The 13,406-nt window shown below is 57.1% G+C and carries 11 protein-coding genes; 4 read left to right on the top strand and 7 right to left on the bottom strand.

What is annotated here, in order from left to right:
* Positions 1-8: 8 nt before the first annotated feature.
* The 5 genes from FUU19_RS12350 to FUU19_RS12330 all read right to left on the bottom strand — a co-directional run bounded on the left by FUU19_RS12350 (position 9) and on the right by FUU19_RS12330 (position 4,514).
* Positions 9-566: an allene oxide cyclase barrel-like domain-containing protein gene (locus tag FUU19_RS12350; protein ID WP_141968838.1), complete on the bottom strand. Its 558-nt coding sequence runs from the start codon at positions 564-566 to the stop codon at positions 9-11.
* A 22-nt stretch (positions 567-588) separates the two neighbouring features.
* Complete coding sequence (locus tag FUU19_RS12345) at positions 589-1,617, bottom strand: pyridoxal-phosphate dependent enzyme (protein ID WP_230507137.1); 1,029 nt, start codon at positions 1,615-1,617, stop codon at positions 589-591.
* Between the two features lie 42 nt (positions 1,618-1,659).
* A complete protein-coding gene (locus tag FUU19_RS12340) occupies positions 1,660-2,388 on the bottom strand; it encodes a thioesterase II family protein (protein WP_230507136.1) in 729 nt (242 codons plus the stop codon).
* Complete coding sequence (locus tag FUU19_RS12335; RefSeq protein ID WP_141968844.1) at positions 2,385-3,989, bottom strand: AMP-binding protein; 1,605 nt, start codon at positions 3,987-3,989, stop codon at positions 2,385-2,387. The genes FUU19_RS12340 and FUU19_RS12335 overlap by 4 nt, the downstream gene beginning before the upstream one ends.
* A gap of 300 nt (positions 3,990-4,289) precedes the next feature.
* Complete coding sequence (locus FUU19_RS12330) at positions 4,290-4,514, bottom strand: hypothetical protein (protein WP_060433068.1); 225 nt, start codon at positions 4,512-4,514, stop codon at positions 4,290-4,292.
* Between the two features lie 160 nt (positions 4,515-4,674).
* Here FUU19_RS12330 and FUU19_RS12325 point away from each other — a divergent pair, with 160 nt between their 5' ends.
* Together FUU19_RS12325 and FUU19_RS12320 are read left to right on the top strand one after the other, a co-directional pair.
* On the top strand, positions 4,675-6,792 hold the full coding sequence (locus FUU19_RS12325; protein ID WP_230489805.1) for a TonB-dependent siderophore receptor: 2,118 nt from the start codon (positions 4,675-4,677) through the stop codon (positions 6,790-6,792).
* Positions 6,792-7,931 carry an ABC transporter substrate-binding protein gene (locus FUU19_RS12320; RefSeq protein WP_141968849.1) on the top strand — a complete coding sequence of 380 codons (1,140 nt, stop codon included), beginning with the start codon at positions 6,792-6,794 and terminating at the stop codon, positions 7,929-7,931. Before FUU19_RS12325 ends, FUU19_RS12320 begins: the two co-directional genes overlap by 1 nt.
* 4 nt (positions 7,932-7,935) lie before the next feature.
* Here FUU19_RS12320 and FUU19_RS12315 read toward each other — a convergent pair whose 3' ends face one another.
* Entirely contained in the window at positions 7,936-8,595 is a 660-nt protein-coding gene (locus FUU19_RS12315; RefSeq protein WP_230201386.1) for a TetR/AcrR family transcriptional regulator, read from the bottom strand.
* A gap of 117 nt (positions 8,596-8,712) precedes the next feature.
* On the opposite strand from FUU19_RS12315, the gene FUU19_RS12310 reads away from it, so the two are divergent.
* Positions 8,713-10,263: an MFS transporter gene (locus FUU19_RS12310; protein WP_141968851.1), complete on the top strand. Its 1,551-nt coding sequence runs from the start codon at positions 8,713-8,715 to the stop codon at positions 10,261-10,263.
* A 2-nt stretch (positions 10,264-10,265) separates the two neighbouring features.
* The gene (locus FUU19_RS12305) at positions 10,266-11,651 is read left to right on the top strand and encodes an MmgE/PrpD family protein (RefSeq protein WP_060433064.1); all 1,386 of its coding nucleotides are present in this window, start codon (positions 10,266-10,268) and stop codon (positions 11,649-11,651) included.
* Positions 11,652-11,787: 136 nt separating this feature from the next.
* Here the strand turns inward: FUU19_RS12305 and FUU19_RS12300 are convergent, their stop codons facing one another.
* Positions 11,788-13,323: a phospholipase D family protein gene (locus FUU19_RS12300; RefSeq protein ID WP_230489804.1), complete on the bottom strand. Its 1,536-nt coding sequence runs from the start codon at positions 13,321-13,323 to the stop codon at positions 11,788-11,790.
* Positions 13,324-13,406: the final 83 nt, after the last annotated feature.

Genomic DNA, 13,406 nt, shown 5'->3' with positions numbered 1-13,406 from the left:
TGGTAGAATTATTTTTTAATTAAACTTTTAATCTGATCCAACGGCAACAGAACGATCAGCGTCAGATATTTTTCTCTCGGAATATCCTGATAAAGCTGACGAACGCCGATTTTCCCCATGACATCCCCGCTAACGCCGGCAGCGAACAGCGATTGCCATTGTCCTGCCCAAATGGCGCTGGAGTTCCAAATGCCGGCGGTTTCGATCCGTCCCAGCGGCGTTTCAGCGGTTTCGTGATACCAGGAAATCACGCTGTCGTCAGACAGTGACGCGATTTTCCACCCCTGGCCCTTCATCGTGCCGATATCACGCCCTTGCTGATCCACCAGCAGGTCAGTGTGTGAATTGGCATCACCCACGTTAGGCGCATTGTTCGTTTTCGCTTTGAAGGTAATATTGGCCATTTCTATAACGGAAAGGATCGTGACATTTTTATAGCCGTCTTTCGATGCCAGAACACGTTCAATTTCCGCAGTGCTTTTGCCGGAACCGATTAATTCCCGAACATAATCGCCAAGCGTAATTAACTCAGACAATACATTATTATTGCCCTGTATAATTTCCATAAAATATTCCTTTGAGGTGTTGTTAAACCGATAAGGCTTCAGATTGTTTGAACCACTCACGCCCTTTTTCTCGGTCGATATCGGAACCCGCGTCGGCAAAAAGCGTGACAATGCGTTGAGCTGCACTCAACGTTTCAGCCAGCTTACAGGCCGTTTTCCAGTTGGCGGCGGAGGAGGAACCGATTTTGACGCCGGTCAGTTGATGGAACTCATGCATCGCACTGAGTGCTTCCCGATAAGAAACCGGATTGAAAGGCGGTTCTTGTTGCATCAGCTTACTGATGAAAGGCTGGCGAAAACCAAATCCCAACCCGCCGGCACCGGCGAACTTCGGTTCTCCGTTCGGGGCGGACAACGTACCGTAAGGCAGTTCGCGCGGCGTGCTGCCCCACACGATCAGCTGTGGGTTATCCTGACGTAGCGCCGCCGCAACGCCAGACAGTGTGCCTCCAGTCCCTACCGCGGACACCCAACCATCGACACGCTCGCCGTTCAACTGCCGACGGATCTCCGCGCCTGTCGCATGCTGATGTACGGCGGTATTAACCAGGTTGAGATGCTGGGATAACAGCGTCCAACTCCCATCTTCATGCGCAATCTGCTGGCTGCGTGCAATGACGCCGAGCAGGAACTGATTGCGATCGACCAGGGTAACGACGGCGTTGTCCCCCTTCAGCGTGTCGATCAACGGTTGCGGGGATGAATCCGGGATCACCACCTGCACCGCTATCCCGCACATGTTGCCGAGCTTAGCCAGCGCTTTCGCCATATTGCCCCCCGAGGAATCGAGCAATTTCAATTCGCCGGCGGCGAAATCGTGTTGATTGATGGCATCGCAAAACAGGCCGAATGCGGTGCGATCCTTCACCGAGCCAAACGGATTTTCAAACTCGAACTTGGCGTAAATCGACGCCTTCCCCTTTGGCGAGGGCACTTCAACCAGCGGGGTGTTACCTAACGCCGCATAGAATTTTTTCAACTGGGGGAACAGAGTAAAGGCTTTCTCCGTATCCGGTGCGCAATCCTGTGGGTTAAACAGCTCAAAATTCATCAGAGGTTCCTTTAAAGCCATAGGTTGACAAATAAGCCAGCTTTACTGAAGCAGCCGGCGGAGAAATGCAGCGGTATCCTGCATGAAATAAAAGTGATCGCCCGTAAGGAGTTGAACCTGGCTGCCAGGGAGTTCTTTTTTCCACTGCGACAGCGCGGAGCGGCTAACCAACGGGTCGTCGTCGCCGCCCCAAATGCGCGGCTGCAGGCCGGGCAACGGTTCTGCGCTGAGTTCGCCCAGCAGCCGTAGGTCTTGCTGTATCAATCGGGTGACAAGCGGGCGAGTGAGCGCATCCAGCGTCAACGCGCCGCTGCTTTCACTGAATGCCAGGATGTGGTCCAACACTTCTTGTCGCTGGCTTTCCTGCTGGAGTAATTTCAGTTCTGACGGCGCGCGCTGGGCCGACAAAACGGTGTCGATGCGAAACCGCGACGTTTGCAGCGCCGCGGCAACCTGCAGGGCACGCTGCTTGCCCATGCTGTGACCGAAAATCACCGCCGGCGCGATGCCCAGCGAGGCATGCAGCGCATCGACGCAGCGCGCAATGGCGTACTGGGCCGTTTCCCAGGCCGGCGCGTCTTGCGCTTCTTCCCGGCCGGGATATTGCATGATGAACAGATCCACCTCGTCCGGCAGCAGCTCTCGCCAGTGCTGGTAGAACGCAACGCCGCCGCCGGCATGCGGAAAGACCACCAATTGTTTGGTGACCGGCGAACTGCGCGGGCGGCTGAGTCTCACCGCGCAGCCGAGAGAAGTGCGCAATTGCGTCATGAGTTCAACCCCGCCGTGTTTCTGACGGACTGCTCCTGGCGCAGCATATCGCGCAGCGACAGGCGATCTATCTTGCCGATGCCTTTCATGGGGATGGCGTCGATGACGATCAATTTTTCCGGTGCCTTGAACGCCGCCAGCCCTTCTTTCTCAAAGAAACGGCGCAATGCGCTGAGGGTCAGCGTGTCATCCGTACTGGTGACAAACAGACACGGCACCTCACCGTACAGATCGTCCGCCATGCCCACGCAAGCGGCTCGCACCACGGCAGGATGTTGTTCTGCCAGTTCTTCTATCTCGTTCGGACTGAATTTTTCTCCCCCGCGGTTAATCGAATCGTTGACGCGCCCATCGATGAAAATATTGCCTGCGGCATCGACATGCGCCAGATCGCCGGTGCGGTAAAAACCGTCAGCGGTAAATGCGGCAAGATTCGCCTGGGGATTTTGGTAGTATTCGGTGAGCGTATAAGGGCCGCGGGTGATCAGTTCACCTGATTTACCCACGGGCAAAGAACAGCCATTTTCATCGACGATCAGCACTTCATCATAGGGACTCAAAGGCCGACCCTGAGAGCTGAACCGCACCGCATCGTCATCGTCAACCGCGTTAAAACACAGTAGCCCTTCGCTCATGCCATAACATTGCTGCAGGGTAATGCCGAGACTGCGGGACGAGGAGGCCGCCAGCTCTGGCGTCACTCTGGCCCCTCCCACCTGGACATGCCACAACGTTGCCAGGTTGCGCGGCGTTTTTTGCTGCAGTTCGCTCCATTGCGACAGCAGCGCAGGCACCAGCGTGGTATGCGTCACGCCGCATCGCTCGATCGCGTCCAACGCCGTTTCCGCCGAGGGCGCATCGGCGAGCGCCACAGCGCCGCCGCGAGAAAGCGTACCCAGTATGCCGGGGCAATTGATGACGAATCCATGTGAAACCGGCATCGCAGCGAAATAGACCGACTGGCTGTCCAGAGCAAACACGTCACAGCCGCATTCGATCATATAACTGTAACCGCCATTCTTGCGGGCGATCGCCTTGGGCAAACCGGTGGTGCCGCTCGAAAGCAACATGACGGCGGTATCCGACGGCGTCATGGTGACGGCGTGAAGTGGCGGCGAAGGCACCAGGGGTGAACAGAACTGTTGTAAGTTCAGGTAGCGAGTATCGTGCCCGGCGTCGTCGTAATCTTCGACCAGTATCACATCGATATTGAGACCTTCCGTCAACAGCGTCTGCAGAGCGGCAAGTGGGTTATAGCGACGAGAACCGCGCTGCAAGGCAAATACTTTCGGCGCGGTCAGATGCAGAATGTGCCTTAGCTCTTTTTCACGATAAGAAGGTAATATCGGCACCGGGATCGCACCGAGCATCAACGAAGAGAGCATGACGACAACCGCTTCACGGGTATTGCGCAATTGATACGCGATCCGATCGCCTTTTTGCACGCCTAATTGGCGCAACTTCAAGGCGGCTGAAGCGACCGCACCGTTCAGCCAGTCGTAACTGTAAATCTCCCCGCGTTCAAAAAGCGCCGGGCGCTGTCCATGTTGTTGAAGGGCCTTTAATAAACGTTGATTGATTGAATCCCCAACACTAACCATAGCGACTCCATAATGAGTTAACTCACTGTTTGACTGTTATCTTTCTCAATCACAATTCGTTAAACAAACAGCTTTCGGCACCTCGGTCAGGCGGCGCCGTTACTTCTGTATTGGCTCACAATGAAAAGCAAAATGGACTCAAAAACACTTCATTTTCTGGTCGCCATCAAACACTACGACCGACCGTCAGTCAATTACTTTGGGGTTAATTATTTGTATATCTTATGTTTCATGCGGGCCATTTTGTCGTAAATTTGTTTTTAAACATAAGGTTATAAACAATGTTTTTTTCATAGTTGCTTATAACATTTCAGAAATAAGCTGATCTAATGAATAGTCTTGTCCTCCCCACAGCGAGGGCGCATCGACGCGGCGGGCCTTCAACAGAGCCTGCAACGCCACGGTTTCCGCCGAACTGAGCGCTAAATCCTGGCGCAGTTGCCAGCTGCCATCCGCCGCTTGCAGTACGTCTTCAGGTACGCCCACCTCCGCTAACAGCGCCAATAAATCATCCAGAGTCTTCATAATGTTATCCAATCGTTAAATGGTATTGATAATTATTCATATTGACCGTCAGTCGGTCAATGGGTATTTTAACGCTTGCCTGAGATGGCCAGGCTCCCGCCCCACAGCGAGACTCTTACTTGAAGAGGGATTATTTTTGAATAAATTCAACGAATTAAACTTGCGGCACGCTTATCTATGCCCGTTTTTTTTGGGCATGGTGCCTTGCCTGACTCTGGCGGCAGGCGAAGAGTCGATATGGGTGGTAGCTGACGGTTCGTCCTCGGGCAACGTTCCACAGGGCTACGCGGCCCAACAAGCGGAGGTGGCAACCAAAACCCGTTCGGCGCTGGTCGACGTGCCGCAATTCGTCTCGGTGGTCAATCGACAGCAAATGGACGTGCAATCAGCCGATACGGTCAGTCAGGCGCTGCGCTACAGCGCCGGCGTTGCCGTAGAACGCTTCGGTGCATTTTCCAGCGGCGTGGACTTCGCCAGAATGCGCGGCTTTGAGGCGGACTACTATCTGGATGGTTTACGCGTCATCGGCAATACCGGCATTTGGGGGCCACAGATTGAAACCTGGGGGTTGCAAAGCGTCGAAGTCTTGCATGGCCCCTCCTCCTCGTTATACGGCCAGGGCGGTGCCGGAGGCGTAATCAATATGATTTCCCGGCGGCCTTCCGCTACCGAGTCGAATCAGCTTAAATTGGATGTCGGCAACGACCGTACGCGTTCCCTCAGTCTCGATGCCACCGGCGCACTGACCGATGACGAACAGTGGTTGTATCGTTTCGATGGCCTGGCAGCCACGCGCGGCTCGCAGATAGAAGATACCCGGCAGAAGCGTCTCTATCTGGCGCCCGCCATCACCTGGCAGCCCAACGAACGCACGCGCTGGACCGTGCTGACTCACTATTTGCGTGAACCCGAGTCGGGCTATTACAACACCTTGCCCGCCCAGGTTCTGGGGCTGTTGCCCAACGCGCGCGGCAAGATAGATACCGATAAAAATTACAGCGATCCGGCGCACGAGAACTCAAGCCGCACGCAATATGATGTGACCTCACTGTTTGAAGTGCAGTTGAACGATCGCTGGCGATTAAAGCAAAACCTGCGCTATTCCCATGTAGACTCTGCGGTGCGACGCGATTTTACCCGCGCCATCACGCCGGACAACCGCCTTTTGACGGCGGTCTACCAAGATTCCCCGAGTCAGGCGGACAGCATCGTGATGGATAACCAGGCCGAGGTGAAATTCGCTACCGGCGCCATCGCCCACCAAGGGTTGGTCGGCATCGACTACCAGACCGGTAAACTGGATAAAGACTGGTGGGGATCGCAAACCGTGACGTTCGATCCTTGGTCCGGTCAATACCGCCCTTCATTCGATCCTGTTCCGGTTTCACGCACGTCGACAACGCAACGTTTTCACCGCACCGGTTTATACGGGCAGGACGAAGCCAGCTGGCGCGGATGGCATTTGCTGTTGGGCGGCCGTCATGACTGGTCGCGTATGCGTACCAGTGACAATCTGGTCCATACCCAAACGCAAACCAATGACGCCGCCTGGAGCTATCGTGCCGGATTGAGCCACCCGTTCGACAGCGGCCTGGCGCCGTGGGCCAGCGTCTCTACCGCCTTCGATCCGCTGACCGGCACCGACGCTCAGGGCTCACCGTTCAAACCCACCCATTCCACTCAGTATGAGATGGGATTGAAACTGCAGCCGCCCGGCAGCGCAATGATGACCAGCCTGGCGGTCTACCAACTAACGCAGCGCGATGTGAACACCATCGATCCCCTCAATCCCAGCTATTACACCCAGACTGGTGAAGTACGTTCTCGCGGCGTGGAGCTGGAATCGCGTGCGGCGCTGACCGATAGCCTTAACCTGATGCTGTCCTATGCCTGGGTCAACAACGTCGTGACTCAAGCCAACGATAACACCCTGGGGCGACATCCGGTCGGTGTTCCGGCGCAAACCGGCTCAATGTGGCTGGACTATCGCTTTACTAAAGGGCCGCTGCAGGGGCTGCTGATCGGCGGCGGCGCTCGCTACCTGGGGGCCAGCTGGGGAGATGGCGCCAACACCTTTAAAGTGCCTGCCGTTTGGCTCGGCGATATGACCGTTCGCTATACGCCGGGTGCCTGGGACCCGCGCCTGTATAACCTCGAATTGGGGTTGACCATCAACAACCTGACCAACAAATCTTATGTCGCCAGTTGCACCAGTGCGCCTTACTGCAGCATCGGCATCGAACGCAGCGTCACCGGTTCGATAAGTTGGTATTTCTGATGCGCAGACGGCGTTTTCTGCAGGTCGCCACTTTGCTGACGCTTTCCTCGCCGTTGCGATCTCTGCGCGCGCAGGCCGATACGCAGACCGTGACCGATATCGTCGGGCGAACGGTGACCTTACGTTATCCCCTGCGGCGTATTTTCCTGGCGGAAGGCAATCTGTTTTATACCGTTGCGGCGCTTAATCCCCGCGCGCCGATGGAAAGACTGGTGGGCTGGCGAGACAATTTTCGCACCGCCGACCTGGATAGCTATCGGCTGTATCTGCGTCATTTTCCAGAGTTGGCGCAGTTGCCGACCTTCGCCGGGGTGCAGCAGATGCAATTCGATCTGGAAAGGTTGATCGCCTTGCGGCCCGAAGTCATGTTGCTCAATGCGAATACTCGCTCGGCGCTGGAAGCGAGCGGTTTGATGGCTAAGCTCACGGCGGCCAATATCCCCGTGGTATTTGTCGATATGAGTATCGGCCTGATGAACAACAGCGCCAGAAGCATCGCCATCATGGGACAGCTGTTTGATAATCCGCAAAGCGCAGACAGCTTGATTCGCTTCCGTCAGCGACATCTCGATACGATCCTCGATACGCTGGCAAAACGGTCTCCGCCGCGCCCACGCGTAATGATGGAGCGCGCCGCCGGGTTGTACGACGATTGTTGTCTGTCTTGGGGAAATGGCAACTACGGTGAAATGGTGAATATCGCAGGCGGATTCAACTTGGCCCAGAGGCATATCCACGGCGTTTACGGTTCACTGAGCCAGGAAACGGTGATCGCTTCCCGGCCCGATAAAATCGTTGTGACCGGCAGCAACTGGAGTCATTATTCACCTAGCGGTGACTGGGTCAACCTTGGCCCCGGCGCAGATTTGGCGCTGGCAAAAACGCGCCTGGAAAAATTGATGCGACGCCCGGCTTATCGCACCCTGGCCGCGGCAAAGAGCGGAAAAGCGTATGCCATCTGGCACCCGTTTTACGATCATCCCTTTAATTTCGTCGCTATCGAGCGGCTGGCCACCTGGTTTCATCCGTCGCTGTTCGCCGGCGTCGATCCCGAAGCGACATTTGCGGAGCTTTTCGCGCGTTTTCTTCCCATTCCGTATCAGCCCGGTTACTGGGTATCGCTCGATGCGGAGCCGTGAACGATCAGCGACACCCCAGCAAACGCATGAACTCCTGCGCCAGCGCCGCCCCCAGTCCTTGACGATCGGCGTTGGGATTGACCATGACGTCATCCACGGCGCCGTGCATGCCGTGATACATCAGGATGGCGGTCAAGTGCGGATTATCCAGACTCCAGGCGCCCGCCGCGGCGCCATCGTTTAAAATCGTCAGGATCTGTTCCAGCACGGCATCACGATCCTGATTGCCCCGGGTATGATAATGATGATCGTGATACAGCGCATCGTGCAATTCCATCCCTTCAAAATAGGTCGCCACGCCGGCATCACACCAGGCTCTTAGGCGCGCCAACCAGTCATCTTGTGCACATTCATCGATAGCCAGCTGAATTTTCTCGATAAAGTGATTAGTGAACCGTATACGTAAAGCGGACAACATTTCGTTTTTGGACGGAAAATAGTGGTAGAACGTCCCTTTGGCGACGTTGGCGTCACGGACAATATCGCTGATGGTGGTCGCTTCAAATCCTTTTTCGATAAACAGCTTCTGTGCCGCATCCATCAATTCATCCAGGCGCACTTCTGCCGGTTTGGTTCGAGGCTGTGTTTCTTTCATCTTTTCTTTTGTCTTCATATCAACGTCCAGTGTGGATCCAGCGGCCATCGTAACCAATGTTGTTGCCATTGACCAGCCGACCTAGCGCAGTGAAATCAATATTCACACTCCATTGACCGACGGTCAGTCATAATATAATGTGAGAATAGTTTTCACTATCACCCTCTCTCAATAAGGAGCCCCTCTATGTCCGGTATGCGCAGGATTTCGCTCGTTGCCGCCATCTGTCTGGGTACATTTATGGCGTCGCTCGATATCAGCATCGTCAATGTGGCACTGCCCACGATGCTGGAATCACTGCAAACCGACATGTCGGGCTTGCAGTGGGTCGTTGACGCTTATGCCCTATGTCTCTCCGCGTTAATCCTTTCGTCCGGCCCGCTGGGCGACAGGTTTGGCCGTAAACGCATTTGGCTCTTCGGCGTCGCCCTGTTTACCGTTGGTTCGATCGTTTGCGCATTCGCGACCAGCCTCGGCATGCTGCTGACCGGTCGAGTGATCCAGGGTATCGCCGGTGCAGCCGTCATCCCGGGTGCGCTGTCCCTGCTGACCCACGCGTTTCCGGAAGAACAGCTGCGGACCCGCGCGATCGGCATTTGGTCCTCGGTTAATGCGCTTTCGTTGGTGATCGGCCCGGTTTTGGGCGGCCTGCTGGTACACACCACTGGTTGGCCGGGCATTTTCTGGATCAACATTCCGGTCGGGATCGTCGCGCTGGTATTGGGCGGTTGGGGATTGAGAGAGAGCTCGCATCCGGAACACGCTGCGCTCGATCCGCTAGGGCAAGGGCTGAGCATCTTGTGGCTCGGCGCGCTGACCTATGGGCTGATTGCCGCCGGTGAGTTCGGCTGGCACAGCGTGCAGTCGCGCCTTCCGCTGTACGCCGCCCTGGTGCTGTTTGCGCTGTTTCTCTGGGTGGAAACCCGGGTCAAACGCCCCTTGCTGCAACTGAGTCTATTTCGTCACGCCGACTTTACCGGCTACAACTTCGCCTCTTTCGTGCTTGGATTCTCCGCTTACAGCAGCGTCTTCTTCGTCTCGTTATTTCTGCAACAGGCTCAGGGTTGGAGCCCCGCGGACACCGGTTGGCGCATGGCACCGGAGTTTCTCGCCATGGCGCTGGCCGCTTCGGGTTTTGGCCGCCTGTCCGCCAAACTGAGTGTGAACTCGCTGATGATCGCCGGCTATGGTCTGATGGGCATTGCCCTGCTGTTGCTGACGCAGCTGCACGCCGACTCGTCTTACCCCCTGGTGGCGCTGTATTTGGCGCTACTCGGCTTCGGCATGGGGTTGTCGATGCCGGCGACCAGCGCGCTGGTGATGCGCACCGTCGCGCCGCAACGATCTGGGATGGCATCGGCAACGATGAACGCGCTGCGACAAACCGGCATGACGCTGGGCATCGCGCTGCTGGGCACATTGATGAGCATGCAAGCGGTCACGACTTTAACAGCGGCATTGCACACTCAGGGGGTGGAACAGGCTGCCGAAATCGCCCGGGTAGCGGTGATAGAGCAACAGCAGACGGCCGTGGACGCGGTGGGCGCTAATCGCCTGCAAGATCTGACGCACAGCGCCTTCGCCGACGGTTTCGGGATCGCTATGTTTTGGGCCGGATTGCTCAGCATCGCGATGACCGTATGGCTGCTGATCATGCTGCATCCGCGTTTCCGTCTGCATTCACAGGCTGAAAACGCCCTGCTGAGCAAGTCCGCTGAACGACTGAACGAGGAATAAACATGACAAAATTATCGGTCGACCCGATCGAGGAATTGATCGCTTTCGCCTCACAGATAGATGCGTGCATGGTTCCCCCCGCTGTCCTGGCATTCCAATGCAAACGACTGATGGATAATCTTGGCTGTCTCGCCGCAGGTTATGACCAAAGCGGCGTCGACGCGGCGCTCTCGCTGGCCAGACGCTGGAGCGGCAACGCCGAGGCCAGCATTATCGGCAGTGAAGAACGCCTCGCCGCGCCGCAGGCGGCGTTCGTCAACGCCGTGCGAGCCCGCGCGCTCGACTATTGCGACGTTCTCTCCCCCGGCTGGCATCCCAGCTCTTCGGATATTCCAGTCGCGCTGGCTGCGGCGGAACTGTCGGGCGCTTCCGGATTGGATATGTTGGCGGCATTGGCCGTCGGCCAGGACTTCGCACAACGCATCAACCTTGCTGCGCAGGCGAACGGCTTTTTCTACCGCGGATTCGACTCAAATATCCTTGGCCTGTTTTCAGGCGCAGCGATCGCCGCCCGCTTGCTGCGCCTGGATCAACAAGCTTTCGCCGACGCCATAGGTCTGGCGTTCGATTTCGGCATCGGCACCTTCCAACACTATCAGGACAAGACGCTGGCGGTGCGCATCAGCCAGGGATTGGTGGCGCGCCATGCGCTGGAAGCCGTTTTGATGGCTCAGGCGGGGATAAGCGGCCCCAAACGCGTCCTGAGCGGCGAGAACGGTTTTTTCAATCTCTATGCGCCGGGCGAACCCGATCTGGGGATGCTGACCCACCAATTGGGCATTGCCTTTCTGGGGGAAGAAGCGACCTGCTTCAAGCTATACCCACATTGCAGCATTCTGCTGGCGTTGACAGAAACGCTCTTGAACGACGGGCCACACCGGCAATTGCCCGATCCCGAACGAGCGAAGATCACGCTGCATGCATCACCGACCATGCGCATGGTGTGCGGTGCGCCATACGAGCCGCAGAAAACGGCCGAAATCGATGCGCAATTCAGCGCGCGTTACATCATCGCTAACGCGCTGCTGCGCGGCCAAGCCAGCGCTCTCGAATTCAGTGCGGCCTTCGCGACAGAACCTACGGTCGTTGCGCTAGCGCAGCGTATCGAGGTTCATGAACAACACGCCTTTGAACGGTTTGACCGCTTCGAACTTCATATCACGCCGGAACAAGGTGATACGCTGCGGCTCGAAGCCGAATTCGGCCGCGGCTGGCCGGAGAACCCGGCGGATATGCAGGATATTCGGGATAAATTTCTTCGCTGTTGTGAGCAGTCGCCGAATCATGGATTGAGGAATAACGCGCGACGGCTGATGGCCTGTATCGAGAATCTGATCGAAGCGCCCTCGTTACAAGCCTTGTTAGCCGCAACTCGGGAGGGGCGCTAGTCAGGCTTAGCCACCGCATATCGCCGGAGTTAACGTGGCGGGGTCCGTCCTGTCACTTCGGCGTGTAAATCTCTCCGAGCGTGGCGATCACTTTCGCCACGTTTGGGTTATCGAGTGGCGGCGGCATTCGCCGGCGTTACAGCATCCACTCGATAGGCAGCCAGCCGGCCACGGTGAGAACGATGCGTTTTACCCAGCCGGCGCCGGGTTCCTGCTGGTGCACCTCGGTGTGACCGTCTTCGAAGGCTTCGTTCCATACCATGTTGCCTTCGGGCGTCAATACCGGCCGATAGGCGGCGTATTCGAGCGGGCCATCAAACAGTTGGCGGGTGTCGGCCGCCAGCGTCGGGCTGTCGATCAAGAAGCCCATTTCGCAGTTCAGGTGCGCCGAGCGCGGATCGAAATTGAACGACCCGATAAATACCCGTTTATCGTCAATGGCGAAGGTTTTCGCGTGCAGCGCCGCGCCGGACAGTCCCAGCGGCTTGAGTTCCTTGCGCCCGGTCGGTTGACCGGCGCGCAGCTTCAGCTCGAACAGCTCGACGCCCGCCTGCAGCAGCTCACGCCGGTATTTGGCGTAGCCCGCATGCACCACCAGCACGTCGGTGGTGTTCATCGCATTGGTCAGCACGCGAATGGACTTCCCCTGTTTGGCAAGCGATTCAAAGAAAGTCGCCCCTTCTCGCCCCGGCACGAAATAAGCGGAGACCAGATCCAATTGCCGGCTAACGCCGCCGATGATCTTGCCCAGCTGCGTCACCATCAAACGATCGCGCGAAGCCTTGCCCAGTCCTTTCGCCGGATCGTCGGCCACCAGCTCTACCTGGGTGAATTCCGGTTGCACGGCGCCATCGCGAAAGCGCACCGCGCTGGTTTCCAGCTGTACCGCCAGTTTGCGAGCCCGATCGCTGCTTTCGGTGGCGGTGGCCTGCGTCAGGAAGGCGGAAAGATGGCCTTTGCCCCGGATAATCTGCTCAACGCCGAACACCGAGGCGCTGTTCCAGTAGCGATCGAAGACCTCGGCGGTCTCCTCCACCACGTTGCCGACGCTCAGCACGTCGAGATCGAGGAAATAGTTTTCATCGCCGACCTGGAAATATTCGTCGCCAATGTTGCGGCCGCCGATGATCGCCACGGCGCCGTCGACGATGTAAGACTTGTTATGCATGCGCCGGTTCATGCGCATAAAGTCAAAGGCGTAGCCGGCCAGCTTCGGCGTACGCACGGTTGACGGGTTGAACAGACGGATCTCGACGTTTTCCTGGGCGTTCAGCGCCGCCAGCGTCTCATCCATGGCGACGCCGTTATCGTCCAGCAACAGCCGCACGCGCACCCCACGTTGCGCCGCATCATACAGGGTTTTCAGCAGGATCTGCCCGGAGGTGTCGTTATGCCAGATATAGTACTGGGCATCGATCGACCTTTCCGCCATCCGCGCCAGCGCCAGACGGCTGGCGAACGCATCGTGGCCGCTGACCAGCGGTACCACGCCGCTCAGGCCGGGATGTGCCGCCATCTGTTCGGCGGCCCGCGCCGGCAATAGCGCGGTAGGATCCGCCGGCAATGCCGCCTGCGGCAGACGCTGCGAAATATCCGGCAAACGAAAGATGACTCTTGCCGCAATAATGGCGATCGTCACGGCGATAATCAGATACACGACAATTTTTATCACGGGAAGCGGCCTCGGAGGTTGACTGCTTTGCTTTATACGTCATTAGGTTGCTTCAATCTATAGGAGAAGCGCGCTATGCAATA

Source organism: Serratia montpellierensis (assembly GCF_020858655.1).
Taxonomy (GTDB): domain Bacteria; phylum Pseudomonadota; class Gammaproteobacteria; order Enterobacterales; family Enterobacteriaceae; genus Serratia; species Serratia montpellierensis.
The sequence above is the reverse complement of the archived record's forward strand: the minus strand, read 5'-3'. Positions and strand labels throughout refer to the sequence as shown.

What these genes read in the sequence shown, in the direction of transcription:
- FUU19_RS12350 (WP_141968838.1), bottom strand. Translation starts at nt 566, where the DNA reads ATGGAAATTATACAGGGCAATAATAATGTATTGTCTGAGTTAATTACG.
- FUU19_RS12345 (WP_230507137.1), bottom strand. Translation starts at nt 1,617, where the DNA reads ATGAATTTTGAGCTGTTTAACCCACAGGATTGCGCACCGGATACGGAG.
- FUU19_RS12340 (WP_230507136.1), bottom strand. Translation starts at nt 2,388, where the DNA reads ATGACGCAATTGCGCACTTCTCTCGGCTGCGCGGTGAGACTCAGCCGC.
- FUU19_RS12335 (WP_141968844.1), bottom strand. Translation starts at nt 3,989, where the DNA reads ATGGTTAGTGTTGGGGATTCAATCAATCAACGTTTATTAAAGGCCCTT.
- FUU19_RS12330 (WP_060433068.1), bottom strand. Translation starts at nt 4,514, where the DNA reads ATGAAGACTCTGGATGATTTATTGGCGCTGTTAGCGGAGGTGGGCGTA.
- FUU19_RS12320 (WP_141968849.1), top strand. Translation starts at nt 6,792, where the DNA reads ATGCGCAGACGGCGTTTTCTGCAGGTCGCCACTTTGCTGACGCTTTCC.
- FUU19_RS12315 (WP_230201386.1), bottom strand. Translation starts at nt 8,595, where the DNA reads ATGGCAACAACATTGGTTACGATGGCCGCTGGATCCACACTGGACGTT.
- FUU19_RS12310 (WP_141968851.1), top strand. Translation starts at nt 8,713, where the DNA reads ATGTCCGGTATGCGCAGGATTTCGCTCGTTGCCGCCATCTGTCTGGGT.
- FUU19_RS12305 (WP_060433064.1), top strand. Translation starts at nt 10,266, where the DNA reads ATGACAAAATTATCGGTCGACCCGATCGAGGAATTGATCGCTTTCGCC.